This window comes from Erwinia amylovora, from assembly GCF_017161565.1.
GTDB lineage: Bacteria > Pseudomonadota > Gammaproteobacteria > Enterobacterales > Enterobacteriaceae > Erwinia > Erwinia amylovora.
Genome location: NZ_CP066796.1, coordinates 55362 through 81020 on the forward strand (window position 1 = coordinate 55362; position 25659 = coordinate 81020).

A 25659-nucleotide genomic window follows, 5' to 3' on the forward strand; every position below is an offset into this window, starting at 1 on the left:
CAACTCCATAAAGCGTGCGATAATCGCCGGTCGCACGTCTGATTTAGCTCAGAATAATTTGCCCCGTTCAGCGAACCGCAAAGATAGGGTACGCATATAATAATGAACTCATACAGCATATTACAGGTATCCCACGGCTGCCAGCGCTTACCACCGGCTTGTAAAATGGTGTGGATCATCGCCTGACACCATGCGGTGTCAGAATGGGATATTTCCAAAACGTCGAGGTGCCAGTGCATACGATGGGCCGGTTGAAGAAAATTAACCCCCCCTTACAGGATAGGAATTGCTCAAATAAATAATCCCCGTCGAATATTGCCTGATTGAAATTCAGGACGTTATGTGAGTGGTTGCAGGCAAATGGTTTATCTTGTGTTAATCGTTAAGGTGCGATATTTAACCTGATTTATCGCACGTCAACTGGAGTAATTAATTAAAGGGATCGTCTGTGAATAAAGGTAAAAATTTTTTCTCACTAATCTGCATCCTCACTGCTTTAGTCTCTCTGCCAGTTTATGCTGCTCAAAGCGCATATTATTGCAGCGGTGCTTATGGTGATAATAACGACCGTGGGCTGTGGGACTGGACCTTTACAGCCAGCAGTGAAAAAGATGCGTCTGTGCAAGCGGAAAAAAAATATATTCTCAACACGCCGGGAGCATGGGTGGACGTATTCCAGTGCCACTCCCTGAAATAGAATCAATCTCTTTATGTCGCCATTTATCAATCAGCCCACAGTAATAAATATGCCAGCAGGAGTTCATTCTGCTGGCTCCGATAGCGAGTGGCTGCTTAAGGCTTATTTTCGAGCTGCCAACAGGGCAATGACGCTATTTACCTTATTCGCAGCCTTCATTGCCCGTTGTGGTCATCATCCTTGTTTAAACGCCCTGCCTGCACCATTAAAGCTGGCAGAAATCGCCTTGCTGGACATCAGTTGATCGCGCGCAGCCCGCCGGGCTGATAACAAACAGTCCCATTTCTGCCCATAAGGCAGGCGGGTAGCCGGGTGGGTCGCTCAACGGCCCGCATCTCAGCTGTACGATGCGTTACCAGCGGCTGCGTTTATCGCCTGGCGGTACTTGGCTTCCTGGCGTTCAAACCAGCTGGCCGGGACGTTGTGCGGCGGTTGCCCCAGTTGCCGTATACTCTGTTCGGCAATCTGTTTAGCCTGCTGCAACAGGGCAGCGTTGCCCGCCGTGAGAAGTGCTATCTGCACGCGTTTTTCAACCAGATAAACCCGTGCAAACTGCGGATCGTAATGAATAATTGAACGGGTATTGTCGATAATATCGGCCAGTTTAATGGTCTGCGCTGCAGGACTGGCCTGCTGCGTATGACGGAAATGAGCGATTTTACGCGCAATGCGGCTCTGACCTGCCGTGTCACCCCGGTTGGTGAGCATCTCAACCAGGCTGGCAATGGTGCCACCAAAGTGACGACGAATATCGTTCAGGGTGCTGGCAGTATCTTCGACCGTGTCATGCAGCCACGCTGCTGCCAGCATCTCCTCATTGTGGCTGACGCTGCGTACCAGCGCCACTACCGCTGCGGGATGCACGATATAAGGCTCGTCAGTATATTTTCGCCGCTGTCCGGCTTCAGCATGAGCTTTTCTGGCATAGCGATGCGCTCGTTCTTCCACTGTATGCATGCTTCTGCACCCCCAGATCATAAAAGTCGCTTGCAATTATATAGTGCACTATCTATCATCTTAGCATGATGACCGATAAAAACGATAAGAACGTTAAAGAAGTGACTACTGCGCCCCTGTTGCTCGACCAGCAGCTGTGCTTCGCGCTTTACTCGGCCAACCTTGCGCTGCATAAGCTCTACCGGCAGCTGCTGGCTCCGCTGGGCATCACCTATCCGCAATATCTGGTGCTGATGGTGTTGTGGGAGCAGGATAATGTCACGGTATCTGAGATCGGCGCGCGGCTGTACCTCGATTCAGCCACCCTGACGCCGTTACTTAAACGCCTTGATTCAGCAGGTCTGTTAAACCGTTATCGTTCGCGTAAAGACGAACGTCAGGTGGAGGTTACGCTGACAGAACAGGGAAGAGCATTGCGTCAGCAGGCGCTGGATCTGCCCGCATCCGTCTGCCGTGCCTCCGCCTGTAAACCGGAAGAGCTGCAATCGCTGAAAAGCGAGCTTGAAATGCTACGTGATAACCTTAATGGTTAATTGTGCTGACACCAGGAAATAGCCTAAATAATTATCATACCCAGTTTTATAAATAGCGTGCTATTTAATCGCAAGTAAACCAACTCAGGAGCTTCACTATGTCATTAGAAAAAGTTGTTTATACCGCAAAAGCAAAAGCCACCGGTGGACGTGATGGCCGTGCGACTTCCTCAGACGGCGTGCTGGACATCAAACTCGGCGTACCAAAAGAGATGGGCGGTGCAGGTGGTGAAGCGACCAACCCGGAGCAGCTGTTTGCTGCCGGTTATTCTGCCTGTTTCCTCGGCGCGATGAAGTTTGTTGCCGGTCGCGATAAATTCACTATGCCAAAAGACGCCTTTATCGAAGGCGAAGTCGGAATTGGTCCGTTACCGACCGGGTTTGGCATTGAAGCCACGCTGAATATTCATCTGCCGGGTATGGACGGCACGGAAGCACAGAAGTTGGTCGATGCGGCGCATATTGTCTGTCCTTATTCTAACGCCACGCGCGGCAATATTGACGTGACGTTGAACATCATCAACTAAGCCTGCATAAAGTTATATATCCGGGGCTGCCAGTCCCGGATGCGTGGGCCTTACCTGCTTTAATCAGAAAATCCCTATATTTGTCGTAAAACAGCTAATTTTGTCCTGTAAACAGACGCGCAGGCGTAAGTATGTTTAACTAGCCGCCTGCAACGTCACCTCGTCTTCCTCCCGGTTATCAGATTCCTCTGTTTATACCCGTTCCTGAGGTTTAACGGTCAATCCGGTGAACTCTGGTGTAGAGCCAGGGTCTGATTAGCGTTCAGATGGTGTTTAGCAATTGTTCCGATTAGGCCAGGATTAAGTTTGAATGAATTATATTAAAATGTGTACCCAGCAAAAGCTGTCGCTGTTGCTGGCTCTCTATATCGGGCTGTTTTTAAATATTCCGGTATTTTATCGTCGCTTTGACCCCTTCCTCGTTAAGTTTGCTACCCTGCAATGGATGTCCGCGCTGGCTGAAGTCGTGGCTACCGTGCTGCTGACTTTCTTCCTGCTGCGCCTGCTGTCGCTGGGCGGGAAACTATTCTGGCGCGTATCCGTCAGCCTGCTGGTGGTGATATCCGTTGCCGCCAGTTACTACATGACCTTCTTTAATGTTGTCATCGGCTACGGCATTGTCGCCTCGGTGATGACCACCGACACCGACCTGTCAAAAGAGGTGGTCGGATACCACTTTGTGCTGTGGATGGTGCCGATCAGTCTTATTCCGCTGATACCGATCTGGCGCAGCAGACTGCGCCTGACGCTTCTGGAACAGATAAAAACGCCCGGGCAGCGTTGCAAACCGCTGTTGATGCTGCTGCTGGCCGTGCTGCTGATTTGGCTACCCATCCGTTATTTTGATAAAGCACAAAGCGCTAACGAGAAGCAGACTAATATCGATCTTCCGAGCTACGGCGGCGTCGTGGCGCACTCCTATCTGCCGTCTAACTGGCTGACGGCGCTGGGGCTGCTTGCCTACACCAGCTACGACGAGCATATGGCCAGTGATAACCTGTTCGATCCGGCGAAAAAGTTTACTTATCACGCCCCTGACGGATTAGATGATACCTATGTGGTGTTCGTTATTGGTGAAACCACGCGCTGGGACCATATGGGCCTGCTGGGTTATGCACGCGATACCACGCCAAAGCTGGCGAAAGAGAAGAATCTGGTGGCGTTTCGCGGTGAGTCCTGCGATACCTCCACCAAGCTATCGCTGCGCTGCATGTTTGTGCGTGAAGGGGGAACCGAGGATAACCCGGCCCGCACGCTCAAAGAGCAGAATGTGTTTGCGGTGCTGAAACAACTGGGCTTTAGTTCTGACCTGTACGCAATGCAGAGTGAAGTTTGGTTTTACAACAACACCAATGCGGACAGCTTTGCCTTCCGCGAGCAGATTGGTTCCGAGCAACGTAATCAGGGTAAATCGGTAGACGATATGCTGTTGATACCGGAACTGAAGTCATCAATAGATGACCATGCCAAAGGTAAACATCTGGTCATACTGCATACCAAAGGCTCTCATTATCTCTATTCGCAGCGTTATCCACGCGAATTTGCCCACTACCAGCCGGAGTGTATGGGCGTGGACGATACCTGCAGCAAAGAGATGCTGATCAACGCTTACGACAACTCGATTCGGTACGTTGACACCATGCTTGACAGCGTGTTTGACCAGCTGCGGGATAAGAAAGCAATTGTGTTTTATGCCGCCGATCACGGCGAATCGATCAGCGACAATATGCACCTGCACGGTACGCCGCGCAATATGGCACCGCCGGAGCAATTCCGTGTGCCGATGATAGTCTGGGCATCGGATAAGTATCTTGCCGACGCGCAGAATAAGCGTGCTTTTGAGCAGTTACAGGCACAACAGCGTGCGGGTAAAACCCACCGCCATGTTGAACTGTTTGACACCATTTTAGGCTGCCTTGGCTACACGTCCCCCGATGGTGGCATAAATCAGTCTAATAACTGGTGTGCCGCGCCATAATCTCTCCAGGGGCCGTCTGCACCACAACGACGGCCCCACCCGATCCCACTGATTAGTAATAACGGCTCACCCTGCACTGTGCCGGGATGACAATAGTTGCAGATAAAAAGTGCTTACTTATTGCCTGGCTCATATTTCTCCCGTAAGAAAAACTCATATTTCTGGCCGTATTTAATTCTCCGCGAAACACAATTTTTTTACTCATGTAATTAACGCCATTATTTCACCAGGTCGTTCACTGTTTTATTTATTAAGATGATGTGTGATATGTTCAATAGTGCTGTCAGAAATATTTAAACTCATCCATAAGTGACGTTAATCCGCCATTACACTTTATTTCTTAAGCTGCCAGAGAACCCCGGCAGCGATGCAGGACTAAAAGTGTGTTTAAAGCGGATATAACTTGTCCAATGAAAAGGAATTTTAGTATGTTATTTTTTATATCCTCACCAGTAGATTTTGTTAAAGCCCATCTGTTTCGCAGTACCGATTCAGCGTGCATGCGGGCAAATATAGATAACAGAAACCTCCAGTTTGCACGCAAACTGCTTTCAGTTAAAAACGCAGAAGCACAAAGCAACCTGGAAAGGGTACAGATAAAGTTAAAAAATAGCAGGGGCGATTGTAATAAAACGATGAAATATATTGAAATCAAAACGCGTCTGATGATGAAATTGAAAAAATACGAAGCTCACACAGCAAAGCTTGCGATTAATCAGGCATGCATAGAGACAGAAGTAAAATATAGCAGGATAGATGAAAGCGATTCTCTGCCACGCCCTTACGTATCACCGGTAAACCCAAACGCGGATTATCCCCCTCAATTTTATCGTGATCCCTTTAGAAAAGCGATCATTCACCTCTATGGCAAAGAAAATCTTGTTTAAGCCAACCTGGGCCAGTATCCAGTCTTCTGCCACTTAATTCGCTACGCATTTTACTTATGGTCAACTTCGTCAGGTTGACCATTTCTTATCTCTGCGTTGCAGCGTTTTTATCTGTCACAGCGCGGTTTATATCAGTTTATCGTGTGTAACGGCGTGGTTTGCAGATTATTTCACACGTTTATTTGCAGAGTAACACGCTGCTAATATGCCTGTTTAAAGTGGTTCAAACTGGCGCTTTGGCTTAACGCGCTGATCTTTACGCTGGAGAAAGGTCTTAATGACTTTTTTATATTTGGTTGCTGAATCACACACTCTGAGTAAAAAACTTAAGCCTGTATTGACGTACCTTGCAACAATTGACAAATTGAAGCCTCAGTACAAAAGGTATGGGGATCTTCTGGCCACCTGAGGACAGCAGCTCCCGCTGTTTACTGATGCTGTAAGGCGACACGCACAGGTCATCTAAAAAAACTATCGGCCGGCGTAATGCACACAACACACATCACTACTGGAGTATAAAAATGCGTATTCCCCTGGCTAAATTCGGCATGCTGAAAGTGGCTCTCAGCGCCATTGCATTGACGATCGCTACAGGCGTTCAGGCGAAAACTCTGGTTTACTGTTCTGAGGGTTCGCCAGAAGGCTTCAACCCACAGCTGTTTACTTCGGGTACCACCTACGACGCCAGTTCGGTGCCGATCTACAACCGTCTGGTTGAATTCAAAGTCGGCACAACCGAAATTGAGCCAGGCCTGGCGGAAAAATGGGACGTCAGCGCCGATGGCAAAACTTATACCTTCCATCTGCGCCAGGGCGTGAAGTGGCAGACCACCAAAGATTTCAAACCCACACGCAATTTAAATGCCGATGACGTGGTGTTCTCGTTCGAGCGCCAGCTGGACAAGAACAACAAATATCACGGGGTTTCCGGCGGCAGCTATGAGTACTTTGAAGGCATGGATATGCCGAAGCTGATCAGCAAAATTGTTAAAGTCGATGATGCTACCGTACGTTTCGAACTGAATCGTCCGGAATCCCCGTTCCTTGCGGATCTCGGCATGGACTTCGCGTCGATCCTCTCCGCTGAATATGCCGATAATATGCTGAAAGCCGGCACGCCGGAGAAGCTGGATCTTAATCCTGTCGGCACCGGTCCGTTCCAGCTGCTGCAATATCAGAAAGACTCGCGCATCCTGTATAAAGCCAACCCGGACTACTGGGGCAGCAAACCCAAGACAGACCGTCTGGTGTTCTCCATTACGCCTGATGCCTCAGTACGTTACGCCAAAATGCAAAAGGGCGAGTGCCAGGTGATGCCGTACCCGAATCCGGCCGATCTGGCGCGCATGAGGGAAGATAAAAATATCAACCTGATGCAGATTCCGGGGCTGAACGTCGGTTATCTGTCGTTCAACACCGAGAAGAAGCCGCTGGATAATCTTAAGGTGCGTCAGGCACTGACGATGTCGGTGAATAAAAAAGCGATTATCGAAGCGGTCTATCAGGGGGCCGGGCAGTCGGCGAAGAACCTGATCCCGCCAACCATCTGGAGCTACAACGACAGTATTCAGGATTACGCCTACGACCCGGAAAAGGCCAAAGCGCTGTTGAAAGAAGCGGGCATGGCGGACGGCTTTACTATCGATCTGTGGGCGATGCCGGTTCAGCGTCCGTACAACCCGAACGCGCGCCGTATGGCGGAAATGATCCAAAGCGACTGGGCGAAGATTGGCGTCAAAGCCAAAATCGTCACCTACGAATGGGGTGAATACCTTAAGCGTGCTAAAGCCGGTGAACATCAAACCGTGATGATGGGCTGGACCGGTGACAACGGCGACCCGGATAACTTCTTCGCCACCCTGTTCAGCTGTGCTGCCGCCAAAGACGGTTCGAACTACTCACGCTGGTGCTACAAGCCGTTTGAAGATCTGATCCAGCCAGCGCGCGCCGAAGCCGATCACAACAAGCGCATTGAATATTACAAGCAGGCGCAGGTGGTGATGCACGACCAGGTGCCCGCGCTGATTATCGCGCACTCGACGGTTTACGAGCCGGTCAGCAAAAAAGTATCGGGTTATATTGTTGATCCACTGAGCAAACACCACTTCGAGAACGTTGATATCCAGGAGTAATGTGTTAGCCGGTGCATACCGGCTGTACACCTTTGCAAAGGGCCGGGCTAATCCGGCCCTTCTTGCCAGCAGGCAAAACGGTCGTCAAGGCGCATTTTCTGCGTCGCGAGTGGTTAAATACCCACGGGTATAACCGCGCGCAAGATGTGAGCAATAATAATCCTGTCGGTTACAGTCGGCGGGAAATACAAGAGAATCCGGAATATGCTGCAATTCATACTCCGACGTCTGGGGCTTGTTATCCCGACGTTTATTGGTATCACCCTGTTAACCTTCGCGTTTGTTCATATGATCCCCGGTGACCCGGTGATGATTATGGTCGGCGAGCGCGGTATCTCCGCCGAACGCCACGCCGAGCTGATGGCTCAGCTCGGTCTGGACAAGCCTCTCTGGCAGCAGTACATCACCTATATCAATGGCGTAATGCATGGCGATTTGGGGCTGTCGCTGAAGAGCCGTGTGCCGGTGTGGGACGAATTCATACCGCGCTTCAAGGCCACGCTGGAGCTGGGGATCTGTGCGATGCTGTTTGCCATTGCCGTTGGTATTCCGGCTGGCGTGCTGGCTGCGGTCAAACGGGGTTCCATTTTTGACCATACCGTGGTGGGCATTTCATTAACCGGCTATTCAATGCCAATTTTCTGGTGGGGCATGATGCTGATCATGCTGGTATCGGTGCAGCTCAATCTTACCCCGGTCTCCGGGCGAATTGCCGACACCGTGTTCCTCGATGACAGCCAGCCGCTGACCGGCTTTATGCTGATCGACACCCTGATTTGGGGCGAACCCGGCGATTTCAACGATGCGGTGATGCATATGATCCTGCCCGCTAGCGTGCTGGGAACCATTCCACTGGCGGTCATCGTGCGCATGACGCGTTCGGCGATGCTGGAAGTGCTGGGTGAAGACTATATTCGTACCGCGCGTGCCAAAGGGCTGACGCCAATGCGGGTGATTGTGGTGCATGCCTTACGCAATGCCATGCTGCCGGTGGTCACGGTGATCGGCCTGCAGGTCGGTACGTTGCTGGCTGGAGCCATTCTCACCGAAACCATCTTCTCCTGGCCCGGTCTCGGGCGCTGGTTAATTGATGCACTGCAGCGCCGCGACTACCCGGTGGTGCAGGGCGGCGTACTGATGGTGGCAACCTTGATTATCCTCGTCAATCTGCTGGTTGACCTGCTTTACGGCGTGGTTAATCCGCGCATCCGTCACAAGAAATAAGGGGCCAACATGTCTGTTGTGGAACCAGGCAGCGTTGATGCTGCACCCAAGCCGATGACCCCGTTACAGGAATTCTGGCACTACTTTAAGCGTAACAAAGGTGCCGTTATTGGCCTGGTTTACGTGGTTTTGATGATCGCTATCGCCCTTTTCGCCAACGTGCTGGCCCCGCATGCGCCGGCAGAGCAGTTCCGCGATGCGCTGCTGCGCCCGCCAGCCTGGCAGGAAGGCGGCAGCTGGCAATATGTCTTTGGCACCGATGACGTCGGTCGTGACGTGCTGTCGCGCCTGATTTACGGTGCGCGTTTGTCATTGCTGGTCGGCTGCCTGGTGGTGGTGCTGTCGCTGGTGCTGGGGGTGATTTTTGGCCTGATCGCCGGTTATGTTGGCGGCGTAATTGACGCCGCGATTATGCGCCTGGTGGATATCATGCTGGCGCTGCCCAGCCTGCTGCTGGCGCTGGTACTGGTGGCCATTTTTGGCCCGTCGATCGTCAATGCTTCTCTGGCACTGACCTTTGTGGCGCTGCCGCACTATATCCGCCTGACCCGCGCGGCGGTGCTGGTCGAGGTAACGCGAGATTACGTCACGGCATCGCGCGTGGCGGGGGCCGGTATGCTGCGCCAGATGTTCGTCAACATTTTACCAAACTGCCTGGCACCGCTGATCGTGCAGGCATCTCTCGGTTTCTCCAACGCCATTCTGGATATGGCCGCGCTGGGTTTCCTGGGTATGGGCGCGCAGCCGCCTACGCCGGAATGGGGCACCATGCTCTCCGACGTCTTGCAGTTTGCGCAAAGTGCCTGGTGGGTGGTCACCTTCCCTGGGGTGGCGATCCTGCTGACGGTACTGGCATTTAACCTGATGGGCGACGGCTTACGCGACGCTCTGGACCCGAAACTCAAACAGTAGGCAGCGAGATGGCACTATTAACTGTAGATAAGCTTTCGGTGCATTTCGGCGACGAAAACGCACCGTTCCGCGCCGTAGACCGCATCAGCTACCAGGTTGAACAGGGCCAGGTAGTGGGGATTGTCGGTGAGTCCGGCTCCGGTAAGTCCGTCAGTTCGCTGGCGATCATGGGGCTGATTGACTATCCCGGCAAGGTGATGGCCGGGAAGCTGGAGTTTAATCAGCGCGATCTGCAACGGCTCTCCGAAAAACAGCGCCGCCAGCTGGTGGGTTCTGAAGTGGCGATGATTTTCCAGGACCCGATGACCAGCCTCAACCCGTGTTACACCGTGGGTTACCAGATCATGGAGGCCATCAAGGTGCATCAGGGCGGCAATCGCCGTACCCGACGCCAGCGTGCTATCGATCTGCTGGATCAGGTGGGCATCCCGGACCCGGCTTCGCGACTGGATGTCTACCCGCACCAGCTGTCTGGCGGCATGAGCCAGCGCGTGATGATCGCGATGGCGATTGCCTGTCGGCCAAAGCTGCTGATTGCCGATGAGCCGACCACCGCGCTGGATGTGACCATTCAGGCGCAGATCATTGAGCTGTTGCTCGATCTGCAACGCCAGGAAGATATGGCGCTGATCCTGATCACTCACGATCTGGCGCTGGTGGCAGAAGCCGCGCAGCATATTATTGTGATGTATGCCGGCCAGGTGGTAGAAACCGGTAAAGCGCGGGATATCTTCAAGGCTCCGCGCCATCCCTATACTCAGGCGTTGCTGCGTGCGCTGCCGGAATTTGCTGCTGATAAAGCGCGGCTTGCGTCACTGCCTGGCGTAGTGCCCGGCAAGTACGATCGGCCGAACGGCTGCCTGCTGAATCCACGCTGCCCCTATGCTAAAGAGCGCTGCCGTAGTGAAGAACCCCCTCTGCGTGATATTGCCGGGCGGCAGTCCAAATGTCATTTCCCTCTGGACGATGCCGGGAGGCCCTCTTATGAAGCCTGAACACGATAAACCGACCCTGCTGATGCAGGCTATCGATCTGAAAAAGCACTATCCGGTGAAAAAAGGGCTGTTTGGCCAGCAGCAGCTGGTCAAAGCGCTTGATGGCGTATCGTTTGACCTGGAGCGCGGCAAAACGCTGGCGGTAGTGGGGGAGTCCGGCTGCGGTAAATCCACGCTGGGCCGCCTGCTGACCATGATTGAACCCCCAACGGAAGGTCAGCTGTTTTATCAGGGCCAGGATCTGCTGCTGCACGATCCGCAGGCGGCGAAACTGCGCCGTCAGAAAATTCAGATCGTATTCCAGAACCCGTACGGATCGCTTAATCCGCGCAAAAAGGTCAGCCAGATCCTGGAAGAGCCTTTAGTGATTAATACCAGCCTGACCCGTGCCGAACGGCGGGAGAAAACGCTGGAGATGATGGCGAAGGTGGGGCTGAAAACCGAGCATTACGACCGTTACCCGCATATGTTCTCCGGCGGCCAGCGGCAGCGTATTGCCATCGCGCGTGGATTAATGCTGGATCCGGACGTGCTGATTGCCGACGAGCCGGTATCGGCGCTGGACGTTTCAGTGCGTGCGCAGGTGCTGAATCTGATGATGGATCTGCAACAGGACCTCGGCCTGTCTTACATCTTCATCTCTCACGATCTGTCAGTGGTGGAGCATATTGCCGATGAGGTGATGGTGATGTATCTCGGTCGCTGCGTGGAGAAGGGCAGTAAAGAGGCCATTTTTGCCAATCCGCGCCACCCTTACACGCAGGCGCTGCTGTCGGCGACCCCACGCCTTAACCCGGACCAGCGCCGCGAGCGTATCAAACTGACCGGAGAGCTGCCAAGCCCGCTCAATCCACCGCCGGGCTGCGCGTTTAATGCACGCTGTCGCCGCCGCTTTGGCACCTGTGTACAGCTGCAGCCTAAGCTGCAAAACTTCGCTGGCCAGCAAATCGCCTGTTTTGCCGTCGAGCAGGACGAAGGTCGGTTACCCTGAATGCTGCCCGGGGGGCGCTGGTTGCCCCCCTTATTGTCAAACGGTCGGCGGTCGCGACGTTCTTCCCCATCCTCTGTTTAAACAGTGATTTTGTTTATCATTCTCCCGCGTTTTTGCCCATATTCCTGACAGACAGCGTGGCATGCTTAAGAAAAATGCATGAATCCTTCGCGGCTGCTTAGTTGGATCAAAAGCAGACTGCCGGTGACTGATTCTGTCCGGTTGCTTGCTGGCAATGAAGCTCGGTTCTGTTGAGACGCTTTGTTGATTGTTACGGCAAATTTTTTCAAACAGCGGAGGAGACCAGCAGAGGGTGAGATAAAAAATGGAAAACGAGATGTGAAATAAAGGTAAATGTTTTATGCATTGTAATAACATAAATCAGGACAGGGTAAAGCTATGGAATAACATGGCTAATTAATGCCACCTTTCGTTCAGGATAATCGGGCCTCATTAAATAAATTGATTATCGGCTTTGGGTTATTCTTAATAATTGTTTTTAATGGGATTACTCTTATCTTGTAAGATTAATCTTAATAGAATTATGTGTTATTGCCGCTGTTGTGTTACATTCGTTTCAAATTTCCTACCTTGGGGATCATACTGATGAAAAGTTATGATGACCTGCAGCGTTTTAAAGAAAAAACACAAACAAAAAAAATTGATTTTAAAGACATGTCCGAGCATTTTTTTAACGCCAAAAGTAGCCCCTGGCCGTTGATTAAACAGCTGGCGGACGAAGGTGCAGAGTCGGTATTGCATAACATTCCACTCATTGATGCACCGCAAGCGGTGGGGCCTGCTGCCTTTACGGCTTACCCGGTCAGTGAAAAACCGCTAAAGCCCTTCAGCAGCCGGCCATTCACTGCGGCGCCGGGGGCTTCAGACAAGGTCGGTGCAACGCTGTTGGACAGTATTGCTGCTTCTTTACCGTTGGTTGAGGCTACTCCGCTGGCAGTGCAACCGGCGGTTAAAGTTAACGAAGACGCGCCCGCAGCCCGGCCAGAGATCGCCACGGCGCGGATCACCCCCGGCGGCAGTCAGTTATTCCGCTCGCCCGTTGCATCGGCGTCCGGTGCACTGTCGAAAGACACGTTGTTATCCCCCCTGCTGGAGAAAATTGCCTCATGCCGTTAGTTTGTGTTTGCTCACCTAAAGGCGGAGTGGGTAAAACCACCATGGTGGCTAACCTCGCCCACGCTCTTGCTCGCGGCGGCAGTAAAGTGCTTGCCATTGACTTTGATGTACAGAATGCTTTGCGCCTGCACTTTGGCGTCCCGTTGTCTGACGGTCGTGGTTTTGTGGCGAAATCGGCGCAATCATCTGACTGGAGCCAGTCTATCCTCACTACCGGCGGCAATATTTTCGTCTTGCCATACGGTGAAGTCACAGAGGAACAACGCCTTGACTTTGAAGATCGTCTGACCAAAGACGCTAACTTCGTTGCCAGGGGGCTGCATACCGTACTCAACTATCCGGGGCTGATCATTATTGCCGACTTTCCGCCGGGGCCGGGGCCGGCATTAAAGGCAATGACGGCGCTTGCTGATTTGCATTTGGTGGTGCTGATGGCTGATACCGCCTCGCTGGCGCTGTTGCCGCAGATTGAAAATGAAAAAATGATCGGCGGCGTGCTGAATCAACGTGCCGGCCACTCCTTCGTGCTTAACCAGTGCGACAACCGCCGACATATCAGCCGCGATGTCACCGCCTTTATGCAGCAACGCCTTGGCGAAAAGCTAATGGGCGTGGTTAACCGGGATGAAAGCGTGGCAGAAGCTAACGCGTCACAACAGTCTGTTTTCGAATTTAATCCGGTTTCCGCCGCCGCCTTTGATATTGAACTGATCGGTCAGCGCCTTATGGCAGTGCTTGATATCAAAGTCGGCAACGGGGAAATGCACGCCCCGTTAAATAACCATTAGCTGGCGGATTGATTATTGGGCAGGGAGGCCCGAGGACGTGTGGCGAGTTTGTCACGTATGATAACGATATGCTTTCCAGGATGACTCATGAATAAAGTCCTGTTTTATCTGCTGTTGCTGATATTGTTCCCGCTGGCTGCGGTTATTGTGATTGTTCCTATGGACAGCCAAAAGCAATATATCTTTGGCCTGGTTTCCATCGCGCTGCTGTTTTTATTAGGCTTTAGCAAAAGCAGAAAAGTTTCCCTGGTGATGGTTGTCCTCTCCTCGCTGATGTCGACCCGCTATATTTACTGGCGCGCCTCAGAAACGTTGCACTTTAATTCAGAAGTGGAAGCCATTTTGGGTATTGGCTTATTTATTGCCGAGCTTTACGTCTGGCTTATATTAATTCTTGGCTACCTGCAAACATCATGGCCGCTTAAGCGCACCATCCAACCGCTGCCGGATGATGTCAGCCTGTGGCCCACGGTTGATGTCTATGTTCCCAGCTACAACGAAAGCCTCGACGTAGTCCGTGATACCGTCCTGGCGGCGCAATGTATCGACTATCCGCAGGATAAAATTAAGGTTTACCTGCTGGATGACGGTAAACGCAGTGAGTTTGCGCGCTTCGCCGCCGATGCGGGCGTGGGCTATATCACCCGGGATAACAACAGCCACGCGAAAGCCGGTAACCTCAACCACGCCATGCAAATCACTAAAGGCGAGCTGATTTGTGTGTTTGACTGTGACCATGTTGCCACCCGGACCTTTCTGCAGGCAACGGTGGGTGCTTTCCTGAAAGACGATAAGCTGGCGTTGTTACAGACGCCGCACTACTTCTATTCGCCGGACCCCTTTGAACGTAACCTGAAAGCCGCTCGTGAAATTCCGAATGAAGGTGCGCTGTTCTATGGCCCGGTACAGCAGGGTAACGATAACTGGAATGCCACCTTCTTCTGCGGTTCCTGTGCGGTTATTCGCCGTGGCGCGCTGGAAGAAATTGGCGGCTTTGCGGTAGAAACAGTGACTGAGGATGCGCATACCGCACTGAAAATGCAGCGCCGGGGTTGGCGCACGGCTTTCCTCGCCATCCCGCTGGCGGCCGGTCTGGCCACCGAGCGTCTTGGGCTGCATATTATTCAGCGAACCCGCTGGGCGCGTGGCATGACGCAGATATTTCGCGTCGATAACCCGCTGCTCGGCCGTGGTCTTAAATGGCAGCAGCGCCTGTGCTACCTCAACGCCATGCTGCATTTCCAGTTTGGCCTGCCGCGCGTGGTGTTCCTGACCGCACCACTGGCTTATTTGCTGTTTAATCTTAATATTATCCACTCATCGGCCAGCCTGATCTTCGCTTATGTGTTACCGCATCTGGTGATGTCACTGTACGTTAACGCACGCATCAATGGCCGTTTCCGCGCCAGCTTCTGGGGGGAAATATACGAAACGGTGATGGCGTTCCATCTGATTATTCCTACGCTGCTGACGATGATTTCACCTAAACACGGTAAGTTTAACGTCACGGATAAAGGCGGCCTGCTGGACGTTGGTTTCTTTGACTTCAACATTGTGCGCCCGCACGTCATTTGTGCCCTGTTACTGCTTGCCGGCGTGGTCAGCGGCATCGTTCGCGCTACGGCACAGGATTACTTCGGCGTTGACCGCTATGTGATCGCGCTCAACGTCGGCTGGGCTACCTTCAGCCTGATTATTCTGATGGCGGCGATTGCCGTGGCGCGTGAAACCAAACAGGTGCGTAAAACCATCCGCATAGATGCCGATCTGCCCGCAATTGTACACTATGCCAGCGGCATCTCCTCACGTACTCATACCATCAATCTGTCAATGGGCGGCGCCCAGATCCACGCGCCGGACCAGCGCCACGAAAATGATGGCATTGAAGCGATCGATGTGATTCTGCATTCTGCCACCATCTCAATTCCGGTGCAGTATATCGACGCGCACGACGGAATAATCCGCCTGCAGTTTGAGGAAATGCCGCTGGCGCGGCGGCGTGAGCTGGTGCGCGTGGTGCTGTCGCGTGCCGATGCGTGGCTTAAACCGCAGCAGTATCAGGATAATCCGCTACGTTCGCTGTTGAACATTGTTCGCACCGTATTTGAGCTGTTCTGGCTGTCGTGGAAAGACCGCCGCGCGAAGAAAAAACGCCAGGCACAAATGAAAGAGGATGGCGCGGCATGAAGCAATTAATCGTACGCGCACTCTGCCTGTATACGCTGTTAACCCCCGGTGGCGTTCAGGCAGATGCGGCCAGCGTTACCGGGGATAGCAATGCGCTGGCAACTATTCCGCCGCCGGTGGATGTTGTTTCCGCTGCGCCGGGAGCGATCCCGGCACCTCAACCTTCCCGGGCAGGCATCGAGCCACAGCAGGGCCATCCACCCGGTGCGGTGATGCCAAACGACCCGTTGGCGGGCAATGGCAGCGTACTGCCCGAGGATCCACCCCTTTCAGCCGTGGCCGATGAGCAGCCTGCTACGTCGATGTCTGCGCTAAACCAGCCGACATCCAGCATCCTTAGCGTAGCCGAGATGGGCCAGAAGCAGGGGATTACCCTGAGCGGCGGGCAGCTGCAGTCCGGCATCATCTTTACCTTGCCCAACGATGAAGTCATTACTCATGCGCGGCTGAACCTGTCGCTGAAGGTGTCGCAGGCGCTGGCGGCGCGCAATACCTCACTGCAGCTGATGCTTAACGGCCAACCGCTTGGTACGCTGCCGCTGGGTGCGACAGAGAACAACAGCGAAGACTACGAGCTGGAAATCCCGGCGGCGATGGTGGTTTCCAGCAATAATCTGAGCTTTAAAATCAACGATGCGGATCGGCTGATGTGTGAGCGTGACAGCACCCGCTTATATCAGGTGACGATCCTGCCGAAATCCACGCTGGCGCTTGAAGGGCAACAGCTGAAGATCGGTAACAGTTTGCGCCATTTCCCGCGTCCGTTTATCGACCCGCTGCGTATGAGCCAGGCCAGCGTCCCCATGACCTTTGGTCACCATGTCACCCCGGGAGAAGTGAGTGCGGCGGCGATAATTGCCTCCTGGATGGGGATTCAGGCAGATTATCGTGGCGTCAGCTTCCCGGTAATACGTGGCCAGCTGCCCGAACAAAATGGGGTGGTCTTTGGTCATCCCGGCGAAAAAATTGGCAGCCTGACATTGCCAGCCGGTGAAGGCCTGTCACTGCAAATTATCGACAACCCGGATAACCCGGTGTACAAGCTGCTGCTGGTGACTGGCAAGGATGACGAGGCGCTACGTCAGGCCAGCTGGCGACTGCTGCAACCTCTGGAGCTGGATGCTCCTCAACTGGCGGTAGCAGACCAGCATATGCCGTTGCGCGAACCCTATGATGCGCCGCGCTGGATCAGCACCGATCGCCCGGTAAGCCTCAGTGAGCTGTTGCGCAAAGATCAGAGCCTGACCACTACCGGCATCTGGCACGATGCGCTGCGCGTCAACTTCCGCGCCGCCCCGGATCTGTTCCTGTGGGACGGTGACAGCGTTCCGGTCCGGCTGAACTACCGCTTCCCGTCAGAAAGCTGGATTGATGAAGATAACTCGCTGCTGAACGTCACGCTGAACGGCACCTTTCTGCGCAACCTGACGGTGAACAAAGTCGGGCTGCTGGAGAATATCTGGCACCGTCTCGGCGGTGATGCGCGTCTGGAGCAATATACGCTGCGGCTCGATCCGTACCTGATCTACGGTGACAACCAGATGCAGCTCTATTTCGATATCAAGCCAAAGGACAGCGCCCCCTGCAGCGTTCTGGCCAATAACAATATCAAGAGCCGTATTGAGGACAATTCATTTATCGATCTCAGTCATACCCGTCACTTTGCGCTGTTGCCGAACCTCGCTTATTTCGTCGGCGCATCATTTCCGTTCTCCCGCCTTGCCGACTACTCGCAGACCGTATTCATGCTGCCAGAAGAACCCTCTGACAGTGAAATCAGCACCCTGCTGGATATGGCTGGCCGTTCCGGTAATGCCACCGGCGTGGCGCTGTTCCATAATAGCGTGATGTTTGGCGTTCCGTCCGACGGCCCGCTGCGTGAAAAGTTGGCTAATAGCGACATTCTGGCGGTTTCCACGCTGGTTCAGGGTGAATTTACCCAGCAGATGCTGGTCGACTCCCCGTATGAGCTAAATGACCATACGCTCGGCGTCAAAGTGCCCGGTTTGCTAAATAAGCTGCGCGGCTGGCTGAACGGTGACTGGTATCGCCAGACGCTGGCCGCAGATCGCTACCTCTCTTCGAACGAGGACTGGCGTGGTTTTATCAGCTACCGATCGCCGTGGAACAGTAGCCGTCTGATGGTGATGGCCTTGGCGACCAACGACCAACAGCTGGGCCGTCTGCATAATGATATGACCTCCAGACGTATAAACGCCGGGATCCGTGGCGACACGGCAATCATCACTGATGAAAATGGCATTCGCAGCTTCCGCGTGGGCGCACAGTTTCCGAGCGGGGAAATGCCGTGGTACATGATGGTGGTGTGGTACGCCAACCAGCATGCGGTAATGCTGTCGTTGCTGGCGCTGTTTTGTGCCACCGTCATCGGCCTCAGTGCCTGGGTTCTGCTGGATCGCCATGCACGGCGCCGTCTGCATCCACTGGACAAACTTCGTCCTTCTGACGAGAAAAAAGACAATGAAAAATAAACCTGTTCAGTTCACTGGCCGTGCGCGCCAGCGCTGGCTGAGCAGCAGCAGCCTTGCACTGTCGATGTTGACATTTGCGGCACTGGCAGTGGATAACAATCCGGCATTGCAGGCGCTGTTCGAGCAGGCTGACTATTGGCATCAGAAATCCCATGACGATTTAGCGCGTGAGGCGCTGCAAAAAGTCCTGATGGTTGACGGCAGCAACGTGCAGGCCTTGTATCTGATGGCGCTGTGGTCGCAGCAAAGGGGCAATGCAAGCGAAGCGGCTACCTGGCGCAATCGACTGAGTCAGGTTTCGCCGCAGGACCCGCGGCTGGTCAGCCTGGATAATGCGCGGCAATTGCAAACTCTGCCGGCGGCTCAGTTGGCGCTGGCGCGTCAGCAGGCACGCAGCGGCAACACTGCCGCCGCGTTGCAAACCTGGCGTAACACCTTCAGCGGCAACCAGCCTCCGGCCAGCGTGGCGGCGGAGTATTATCTGACCATGGCCGGTGACCGCCGCCTGCTGCCGCAGGCGGTGGATAATTTGCGCCAGTTCTCTGCCAGTCATCCGCAGGATATCGGGGGGAAACTGGCTCTCGGTAAAGCCCTGACTTACCAGGACGCCACCCGGCGTGAAGGTTTGCAGGTGCTGGAAGGTTTGGCGGACGGCAACGCCGAGGCTGACCGCTCCCTACGCCAGGCGCTGCTGTGGCTTGGCCCACAGCCCGGGGATGCGCCGCTGTACCGGAATTTCCAGCAGCGCCACCCGCAGGACCAGACGGTAACGGACTACTACCGCAAAAATGTGACCGCTGCCGAGAAAGGCGAAGGTTTTAGCGCCCTGAACAGCGGTGATATCGCCGGCGCGCAGAGCGCTTTCGACCAGGTATTGCAGAGCAACCCGCAAGATGCGGATGCGCTGGCCGGTCTTGGCTATGCTGCGCAGCGTAGCGGTCACGATTCTCAGGCGGCGGAATACCTGCAACGTGCGGCAAATCTGGGCGGTAGCGACAGCCAGCAGCGCCAGCAGCAGGCGGACGATGCGCGTTTCTACGCCCGGTTAGCCAGCGCCCGGCAGGCGCTGAAATCTGGCGACAGCGCACAGGCACTGAGCCTGAGCGCGCCGTTGACCCAGGCAGAAGGCGAAAAAGGCACAGCGGCTAAGCTGTTCTATGCTGACGTGCTGCGTCGTGAGAATCAACCGGGCCAGGCGGAGCAAACCTATCGCGCCGTACTGGCTACCGATGCCGCTAACCGCCAGGCGCAGGAGGGGCTGTTCTACGTGCTGCGCCAGCAGAACCGCACTGCCGAAGCCAACACCCTGCTGGCTTCGCTGCCGGCCAGCGTCCGTCAGGCGGTGACACCGCGCCCGCTAGCCACCAGCGATCCGCTGCGGCGTGAAGCACAACAGCGGCTGGCGGCGGGCGATGCGCAACGGGCGATCGGCATTCTGCAACAGGGGGTGCAGCGTTTTCCGGGCGACGGCTGGTTACGCCTCGATCTGGCGCGTATTTATCAGCAGCAGGGCAATGCGGCGGCGGCCGCTGACGTCATGCAGCCCGCTTTTCGTCCCGCAGCCAGCGGCAATGAAATCTATGCCGCCGCCCTGTTTGCCAGCGAAAACGGCGCCTGGTCACAGGCGCAGAGCCTGCTGTCACGCATTCCATCCCGCAGCCAGAACGCGGATATGCGCACCCTGGCGCAGCGGGTGAACTTCAACCAGCAGATGGCGGTGGCCCGGCGCTATCTGGCACAGGGTTTCCCGGCAGCCGCGGACAATACCTTGAGAGCGCTGGCGGTCAACCCACCGTACAACCCCGTCGATGCGGGTAAGCTGGCGGCAGGCCTGGCGCAGGCTGGCGATCTCCCCACGGCGGTGTCGGTCGTGCGGAGCAATATGCAGCGCGGGGTACAGGGTAATGTGGGGGATTATGCGGCACAGTTGGCGGTACTGGAGCAGGCCGGGCTGGGCGCGGAAGCGCAAAGCTTCATCAACAATCCCGAATTACAGGCGCGCAGCACCCGCGCGCAGCTGGCAGGCGTCCTGAACGGCGCGTTGATCAATCAGGTGGATGAGCTGCGCACGCGCAAACAGTATGCAGCCGCCTATGACAAGCTGATTGGCGCACTGCAGCAGGACCCGCAGAATAGCGATCTGATGTTTGCCATGGCACGTCTGTATCAGTCCGGCAAAATGAACAAAGAGGCGGCGGTGGTTTATGACTACCTGATGACGCGGGATACGCCGGGCCAGGAGGCGCGTGAAGGGGCGATCAACAGTGCGTTATCGTTGAATGACGTGGCGAAAGCGCGTGAGCTGGCGGCAGGGCTGCGCGGGGAACCGTCAGCGCAGCGCCTGCTGTTAATGGCGCGAGTATCAGAAGCAGACGGCGACCGCAGCCAGGCGCTAAGCTACTTGCGCCGCGCGAAAGGCAAAATGATCGGCCTGCAAGGTAGCCCGGCCGCCATGGGTGGTTTGGCGCTGGCGGATAACCCGTTTATCAACCGTACCACGCTGTCAGCCGCTCCCTCCCCGTCGATCTATGGCCACGCCATGCCGTGGCAGCAGGCCCCGGATGCGCGTGATTACCGTAGCATTGATGGCGTCAGCGTGCCGCAGGTGGCCAGCGCACAGGATCAGACGTTACGCCAGATCGATACCATGATGGACTCCCTGCAAACAGAGAGCGGCACCTGGGTTCAGGCGGGGGTACAGATCCGTGGCCGCGATGGTGAAGAGGGCTTAAGTCAGCTGAACGAAAGCAAAGCGCCGCTTACCTGGTCGAGTTCGCCGCTGGGCGATATGCGTGTTGACTTCACCGTGACGCCAATGACCCTGAGCGCGGGCAGCGCCAGCGGCGACGCCTATCGCCGTCTGGGGAGCGGGGCGGCGGGCGTTGCGGTGGCCAATCAGATCCAGAACATCAAGAACGAACAGGATCACCTTAAAGCATTGCGCGCGACGGACAGCGCAAACGGCAATACCGACGGTGTGACTGCTTTCAATGCGGCTAATCCTGATGTCGCGGCCGCGTTGGATGGCCTGAACGGGATTAACGCGGCTGACTATAACCCGTTCACCAACGGCGGGATGAGCCATCTCAACGCGATCAATAACAACGCAGCTCTTAAGAATTATCTCGCTGCCTCATCGCGTAAAGCTGACGTCGATCGCGCGAGCACTGACGCCTCGGATTCGCAGACGGCATCCGGCGTGGAGCTGAACCTGGCGTTAAGCGGCGACGGTTACCGCATCGACCTGGGCAGTACGCCGCTCGGCCAGGAACTCAGTACCCTGGTCGGTGGCATCAAATGGTCGCCGAAACTGACCGACTACCTGACGCTGATCCTGACCGGCGAACGCCGTGCGGTGACCGACAGCCTGCTCTCCTATGTGGGCGTGAAGGATCCCTATTCGGGTAAAAGCTGGGGACGGGTAAGCAAAAACGGCGCTAACGCATTGTTAAGCTATGATGATGGCGATGCCGGATTCTACGCGGGTGCCGGTGGTTACGGCTATACGGGGGAAAACGTTGCCAGCAACAGCGCACTCATGGCGAACGCCGGGGCTTACGTGCGTCCGTTTCACTATAGCGATCGCGAGCTGAAAACCGGGATGAATATCAGCTGGATGGACTTCTCAAAAAACCTCAGCGGTTTCAGCCTCGGACAGGGCGGCTACTTTAGTCCGCAGAACTATATCAGCGTGTCGTTGCCGGTGGACTTCTCGCAGACTTACGACGATTTACGCGTCAGGCTGGGTGGGTCGGTAGGTTATCAGTCCTATACTCAGAACAGCAGTGCCTACTTCCCGAATAACAGTGATTATCAGTCACTGCTGCAAGAGATGGTTACGGCGGGCTATGCCAAAGAAGCGTATTTTAGCGGAAGCAGTAAGAGCGGCATCGGCTATAACCTTCATGCTGGCGCAGATTACAAGATTAACAAAAACGTCTCACTTGGCGGCCAGCTTGGCTATGACACTTTTGGTGACTATAACGAAAGCACGGCACAACTCTACTTGCGCTACATGCTGGGGGGCAAATAAGCATGAGTCAGTTACTCCAGGAACGCACGCTGCAATATCACCGGCAACGGCAGTCTCAGCCGGGCTGGTTTGATCTGGTGAACGTGATGGTAGGCGGCATGATGGATAATGCCGACGAGCAGGAAATCCAGGCATTTTTACGCCAGATGGGCGACAACCTGGCCGGACGTTATCCGTTGGATAAAGCGCGCACCGTGGCCGATTTGGAAGGGAATATCAATCAGGTACTGGAGCGGTTTAACTGGGGCTTTGTCTGCCTGCAAGCATATGACGGCGCGATTGTTATCGATCATAGCGCGCTGCCAGCCGGTGACGGCGTCATGCCGCATCGGCAATGGCGTCTGGCGATGGGCGCGGTACTGCGCGGGCTGTACGCCCGCTGGATGCGTGGTCAGGGCGGCAGCGACCAGGTCGGGCTGACCCTTGAAGAGACCGGCGACTGTTCGCTGCGTTTTCGTTATCAGGTTTGAGGATTAATAAGATGGCCATACTCAGGGCTGGCTTTATGCTGTTGGCGCTCATAATGGGAATGTCTCAGGCGATGGCCGCAGATGGCTGGAGCAGCTTCAAAACGCGCTTTATGACCAGCGATGGCCGGATTCAGGATACCGGCAATCAGAACGTCAGCCACACCGAAGGCCAGGGCTATGCCATGCTGATGGCGGTTTATTTCAACGACCGCAGCAGCTTTGACAAGCTGTGGCACTGGACGCAGAACAACCTCAGTAACCCGAAAAATGGCCTGTTTTACTGGAAATACACCCCCGGAGCCAGCGACCCGGTTAGCGACAAAAATAATGCCTCCGACGGGGATGTACTGATCGCCTGGGCGCTACTGAAGGCGGGAGAAAAGTGGCAGGTTCCCGGCTGGTTGCAGCAGTCAGACCGTATTCAGCGGGCCATTGTGGCGCATAACGTGATTGCCTTTGGGGGCCGCACCGTGATGCTGCCCGGTGTGCAGGGCTTCAATAAAACCAGCTACGTGGTGCTGAACCCCTCCTATTTTGTCTTCCCGGCGTGGCGTGATTTTGCCCGGCGCAGTCACTTAAAGGTGTGGGAGCAGCTGATTGGAGACGGACAGAATTTGCTCACGGAAATGCATTTTGGCGATACCGCTCTGCCGCTGGACTGGGTGGCAATGAACGCCGACGGCTCGCTGGCACCGGCTACCGCCTGGCCACCACGATTTAGTTATGATGCGATCCGTATTCCGTTGTACCTGCACTGGTACGACGCCACGTCTTCAGGGCTGGTGCCGTTCCAGCGTTTCTGGGCCGGTTTCCAGCGCCTGCAAACCCCGGCATGGGTAGATGTGATAAGCAACAACAAAGCTCCCTACTATATGGCAGGCGGCCTGCTGGCGGTGCGTGATTTAACCCTGGGTGACACCGGATATCTCGATGGATCACCGGGCGCCAGTGAAGACTATTACTCATCAAGCCTGCACCTGTTAACCTGGCTGGCGTTTAAAGACCGCTAAGGGACGAAAGGTGGAGCGGAGACAGGATCTGCTCCCCTTGCGGTGATGTGTTGCAATTCAGCGCAGACGAGCAAATCTTCGAACCACACCTGAAGGTCGACGAAGATTTCCCCGGCAGGCCTGGGGAAGATAAACTTCAGCGCGGTTTCAAGATGGTGGTAGTGGCAGAAAGAGAGGAACAGATACAGGCAATCTTCGGTGTGCGTCACCAGATCGCCAAAGCGCCTTGGCCTGCACAGCATCAGCGCCTGCTGCGTGCTCAGGGTTGCCACCGGGCGCAGCGCGACCAGCAGCCCTTTGCCATTTTCCGGCAGCAGCCGGTTGCCGATCATTCGCGTTACCGCATGGCAGAACTGTGTTGGTGGCAGGTAGCCTTTATCCTGTATCGGCTGCAGGGATTTCAGCAGTACGGCGAGTTCGGCCGGAACGTGGCGGTTATAAGCCTGCCCCTGCAACCCCTCAAGGGCAGCCAGACAGCGCGATGTCGGCACGTTTGACGGCAAAATAGTATTGACGCCGCAGGCCAGCAGCAGGCGTTCGTCGCTGCGGCGCAGCGCCTGCTGCATTTCACGCACTGCAATTTTTAGCCGACTGCCGCGCGTACGCCGCAGCTGGTGAATATCGCCGGCCAGTGCCTCAATCTGGTGATGATGCTGCAGGCTAAACACCACGGTAGCGCTGCTGGCCTGCTGCGCACGTTGCGCCAACTGGCCGTTACCCTCAAACAGCGCCCAGTTCACCGTTGGCAATGGCGCCGCGCCTGCCAGCACGTTTTTTTCCACCAGATACAGGTTTTCATCATGACATTCTGAGAGAGCGCCCTGCTGGCCTGGAACAATCTGAGTGAAAACCCCGTGCTGTACGTCAAGAGACAGCAGGCGGTCGGCCAGCAAGCGGCCGCCATGGCCCCACCAGTGAACGCGGTAATGCCAGCTTCCCTGCTGCCATGCCAGGTGGGACAACCCCTCCAGGTGGCGGTAACACGCATGCAAATCATGCTGCGCGATATCGACCCCGCCCCCCTCCGTAATAACCAGCATGGTTAGCTGTTTGCGGGCTAACCACTGCTGCATCCCCTTTAGCCACTGGGCCAGCTGGTCAGCGGACAGGTTATCCCATGTACTCAACACGGCACAAAATAGAAGAAGTCCCGGATTATCGTTTACGCCACGCGACAGATATTGGGTCAGGTCGTTCAGCGCATCCGGCGCATCCGGTAGAGAAAACAACGCGATCCGATCGCGCACGCCGGCATCGATCGGCGGCAGTAAATCTTCGTTTGCCCCGGCGGCATGGCTTATCAGGGTGATTGCCGCGTGCGCAGCGATGGTCTGACGCACCAGCAGATGTGCATCCTGCTGTCGGTTGACCATTACCCAATAGCAGCCAGGGGTTTTCATCTGGATTAATTCGTTTTGCACCTGTTCAAGGCCCAGGGTAAATGACATCGTCATAACGTTATGCGCACCGGGAATCATTCGGGGGAAGCTGGTGTGAATGACATTTCAGCACCAGTGATTATTCATTTCAATATACATCACTGCTTAAAACGCGTCAGCGGATCATTTATCACGTTTTCATCTGTGAAACCTGGCGTTCTGCAGTCTGGCTTAGTTCTGTACCCGCCGCGCGGCTCTGTTCACCTGCCGATCGCCTCATCCAGGAAAACACTTAAACGGCGGCTGGCGAAGCGTGGTAACTTAACAAGT

General features: G+C 55.0%; 20 protein-coding genes. 18 read left to right on the plus strand and 2 right to left on the minus strand.

What is annotated here, in order from left to right; translation table 11 throughout:
* Positions 1 to 448: 448 nt before the first annotated feature.
* Both JGC47_RS00245 and JGC47_RS00250 read left to right on the plus strand, forming a co-directional pair.
* A complete protein-coding gene (locus JGC47_RS00245) occupies positions 449 to 697 on the plus strand; it encodes a hypothetical protein (RefSeq protein WP_004161073.1) in 249 nt (82 codons plus the stop codon).
* Positions 698 to 710: 13 nt separating this feature from the next.
* On the plus strand, positions 711 to 941 hold the full coding sequence (locus tag JGC47_RS00250; RefSeq protein WP_004161072.1) for a hypothetical protein: 231 nt from the start codon (positions 711 to 713) through the stop codon (positions 939 to 941).
* Positions 942 to 1033: 92 nt separating this feature from the next.
* Here JGC47_RS00250 and JGC47_RS00255 read toward each other — a convergent pair whose 3' ends face one another.
* Complete coding sequence (locus JGC47_RS00255; RefSeq protein ID WP_004161071.1) at positions 1034 to 1654, minus strand: HD domain-containing protein; 621 nt, start codon at positions 1652 to 1654, stop codon at positions 1034 to 1036.
* A gap of 65 nt (positions 1655 to 1719) precedes the next feature.
* On the opposite strand from JGC47_RS00255, the gene JGC47_RS00260 reads away from it, so the two are divergent.
* From JGC47_RS00260 to JGC47_RS00335, 16 genes are all read left to right on the plus strand, one after another.
* Positions 1720 to 2187, plus strand: coding sequence for a MarR family winged helix-turn-helix transcriptional regulator (locus JGC47_RS00260; protein WP_004161070.1), 468 nt, complete (start codon positions 1720 to 1722; stop codon positions 2185 to 2187).
* 98 nt (positions 2188 to 2285) lie between these two features.
* Complete coding sequence (locus JGC47_RS00265; protein WP_004161069.1) at positions 2286 to 2714, plus strand: organic hydroperoxide resistance protein; 429 nt, start codon at positions 2286 to 2288, stop codon at positions 2712 to 2714.
* Positions 2715 to 3024: 310 nt separating this feature from the next.
* Entirely contained in the window at positions 3025 to 4692 is a 1668-nt protein-coding gene (gene eptB / locus JGC47_RS00270) for a kdo(2)-lipid A phosphoethanolamine 7''-transferase (RefSeq protein WP_004161068.1), read from the plus strand.
* A gap of 428 nt (positions 4693 to 5120) precedes the next feature.
* The gene (locus tag JGC47_RS00275) at positions 5121 to 5579 is read left to right on the plus strand and encodes a hypothetical protein (protein WP_013036311.1); all 459 of its coding nucleotides are present in this window, start codon (positions 5121 to 5123) and stop codon (positions 5577 to 5579) included.
* 521 nt (positions 5580 to 6100) lie between these two features.
* Positions 6101 to 7711, plus strand: coding sequence for a dipeptide ABC transporter periplasmic-binding protein DppA (gene dppA, locus JGC47_RS00280; protein WP_004161065.1), 1611 nt, complete (start codon positions 6101 to 6103; stop codon positions 7709 to 7711).
* Positions 7712 to 7915: 204 nt separating this feature from the next.
* A complete protein-coding gene (gene dppB / locus JGC47_RS00285; protein WP_004161064.1) occupies positions 7916 to 8935 on the plus strand; it encodes a dipeptide ABC transporter permease DppB in 1020 nt (339 codons plus the stop codon).
* Positions 8936 to 8944: 9 nt separating this feature from the next.
* Positions 8945 to 9847, plus strand: a complete 903-nt coding sequence (dppC, locus tag JGC47_RS00290; protein ID WP_004161063.1) for a dipeptide ABC transporter permease DppC — start codon at positions 8945 to 8947, stop codon at positions 9845 to 9847.
* Positions 9848 to 9855: 8 nt separating this feature from the next.
* On the plus strand, positions 9856 to 10842 hold the full coding sequence (gene dppD / locus JGC47_RS00295; protein ID WP_004161062.1) for a dipeptide ABC transporter ATP-binding protein: 987 nt from the start codon (positions 9856 to 9858) through the stop codon (positions 10840 to 10842).
* Positions 10832 to 11833 (plus strand): dipeptide ABC transporter ATP-binding subunit DppF, encoded by a 1002-nt coding sequence (dppF, locus tag JGC47_RS00300; RefSeq protein WP_004161061.1) that lies wholly within the window; start codon positions 10832 to 10834, stop codon positions 11831 to 11833. Before dppD ends, dppF begins: the two co-directional genes overlap by 11 nt.
* 606 nt (positions 11834 to 12439) lie before the next feature.
* Positions 12440 to 12970, plus strand: a complete 531-nt coding sequence (bcsO, locus tag JGC47_RS00305) for a cellulose biosynthesis protein BcsO (protein ID WP_004161060.1) — start codon at positions 12440 to 12442, stop codon at positions 12968 to 12970.
* Positions 12961 to 13758: a cellulose biosynthesis protein BcsQ gene (bcsQ, locus tag JGC47_RS00310; RefSeq protein ID WP_004161059.1), complete on the plus strand. Its 798-nt coding sequence runs from the start codon at positions 12961 to 12963 to the stop codon at positions 13756 to 13758. Before bcsO ends, bcsQ begins: the two co-directional genes overlap by 10 nt.
* An 87-nt stretch (positions 13759 to 13845) precedes the next feature.
* Complete coding sequence (bcsA, locus tag JGC47_RS00315; RefSeq protein ID WP_004161058.1) at positions 13846 to 15945, plus strand: UDP-forming cellulose synthase catalytic subunit; 2100 nt, start codon at positions 13846 to 13848, stop codon at positions 15943 to 15945.
* The gene (gene bcsB, locus JGC47_RS00320) at positions 15942 to 18437 is read left to right on the plus strand and encodes a cellulose biosynthesis cyclic di-GMP-binding regulatory protein BcsB (protein WP_013036310.1); all 2496 of its coding nucleotides are present in this window, start codon (positions 15942 to 15944) and stop codon (positions 18435 to 18437) included. The genes bcsA and bcsB overlap by 4 nt, the downstream gene beginning before the upstream one ends.
* Positions 18367 to 22470: a cellulose biosynthesis protein BcsC gene (locus JGC47_RS00325; RefSeq protein ID WP_004161057.1), complete on the plus strand. Its 4104-nt coding sequence runs from the start codon at positions 18367 to 18369 to the stop codon at positions 22468 to 22470. Before bcsB ends, JGC47_RS00325 begins: the two co-directional genes overlap by 71 nt.
* 2 nt (positions 22471 to 22472) lie before the next feature.
* Positions 22473 to 22940, plus strand: a complete 468-nt coding sequence (bcsD, locus tag JGC47_RS00330) for a cellulose biosynthesis protein BcsD (protein ID WP_004161056.1) — start codon at positions 22473 to 22475, stop codon at positions 22938 to 22940.
* 35 nt (positions 22941 to 22975) lie between these two features.
* Positions 22976 to 23950 carry a glycosyl hydrolase family 8 gene (locus tag JGC47_RS00335; protein WP_004161055.1) on the plus strand — a complete coding sequence of 325 codons (975 nt, stop codon included), beginning with the start codon at positions 22976 to 22978 and terminating at the stop codon, positions 23948 to 23950.
* Here JGC47_RS00335 and bcsE read toward each other — a convergent pair.
* On the minus strand, positions 23947 to 25404 hold the full coding sequence (gene bcsE, locus JGC47_RS00340; RefSeq protein ID WP_004161054.1) for a cellulose biosynthesis protein BcsE: 1458 nt from the start codon (positions 25402 to 25404) through the stop codon (positions 23947 to 23949). The genes JGC47_RS00335 and bcsE overlap by 4 nt on opposite strands.
* Positions 25405 to 25659: the final 255 nt, after the last annotated feature.

What these genes read in the sequence shown, in the direction of transcription:
- JGC47_RS00250 (WP_004161072.1), top strand. Translation starts at nt 711, where the DNA reads ATGTCGCCATTTATCAATCAGCCCACAGTAATAAATATGCCAGCAGGA.
- JGC47_RS00255 (WP_004161071.1), bottom strand. Translation starts at nt 1,654, where the DNA reads ATGCATACAGTGGAAGAACGAGCGCATCGCTATGCCAGAAAAGCTCAT.
- JGC47_RS00260 (WP_004161070.1), top strand. Translation starts at nt 1,720, where the DNA reads ATGATGACCGATAAAAACGATAAGAACGTTAAAGAAGTGACTACTGCG.
- JGC47_RS00265 (WP_004161069.1), top strand. Translation starts at nt 2,286, where the DNA reads ATGTCATTAGAAAAAGTTGTTTATACCGCAAAAGCAAAAGCCACCGGT.
- eptB (WP_004161068.1), top strand. Translation starts at nt 3,025, where the DNA reads ATGAATTATATTAAAATGTGTACCCAGCAAAAGCTGTCGCTGTTGCTG.
- JGC47_RS00275 (WP_013036311.1), top strand. Translation starts at nt 5,121, where the DNA reads ATGTTATTTTTTATATCCTCACCAGTAGATTTTGTTAAAGCCCATCTG.
- dppA (WP_004161065.1), top strand. Translation starts at nt 6,101, where the DNA reads ATGCGTATTCCCCTGGCTAAATTCGGCATGCTGAAAGTGGCTCTCAGC.
- dppB (WP_004161064.1), top strand. Translation starts at nt 7,916, where the DNA reads ATGCTGCAATTCATACTCCGACGTCTGGGGCTTGTTATCCCGACGTTT.
- dppC (WP_004161063.1), top strand. Translation starts at nt 8,945, where the DNA reads ATGTCTGTTGTGGAACCAGGCAGCGTTGATGCTGCACCCAAGCCGATG.
- dppD (WP_004161062.1), top strand. Translation starts at nt 9,856, where the DNA reads ATGGCACTATTAACTGTAGATAAGCTTTCGGTGCATTTCGGCGACGAA.
- dppF (WP_004161061.1), top strand. Translation starts at nt 10,832, where the DNA reads ATGAAGCCTGAACACGATAAACCGACCCTGCTGATGCAGGCTATCGAT.
- bcsO (WP_004161060.1), top strand. Translation starts at nt 12,440, where the DNA reads ATGAAAAGTTATGATGACCTGCAGCGTTTTAAAGAAAAAACACAAACA.
- bcsQ (WP_004161059.1), top strand. Translation starts at nt 12,961, where the DNA reads ATGCCGTTAGTTTGTGTTTGCTCACCTAAAGGCGGAGTGGGTAAAACC.
- bcsA (WP_004161058.1), top strand. Translation starts at nt 13,846, where the DNA reads ATGAATAAAGTCCTGTTTTATCTGCTGTTGCTGATATTGTTCCCGCTG.
- bcsB (WP_013036310.1), top strand. Translation starts at nt 15,942, where the DNA reads ATGAAGCAATTAATCGTACGCGCACTCTGCCTGTATACGCTGTTAACC.
- JGC47_RS00325 (WP_004161057.1), top strand. Translation starts at nt 18,367, where the DNA reads ATGCACGGCGCCGTCTGCATCCACTGGACAAACTTCGTCCTTCTGACG.
- bcsD (WP_004161056.1), top strand. Translation starts at nt 22,473, where the DNA reads ATGAGTCAGTTACTCCAGGAACGCACGCTGCAATATCACCGGCAACGG.
- JGC47_RS00335 (WP_004161055.1), top strand. Translation starts at nt 22,976, where the DNA reads ATGCTGTTGGCGCTCATAATGGGAATGTCTCAGGCGATGGCCGCAGAT.
- bcsE (WP_004161054.1), bottom strand. Translation starts at nt 25,404, where the DNA reads ATGACGATGTCATTTACCCTGGGCCTTGAACAGGTGCAAAACGAATTA.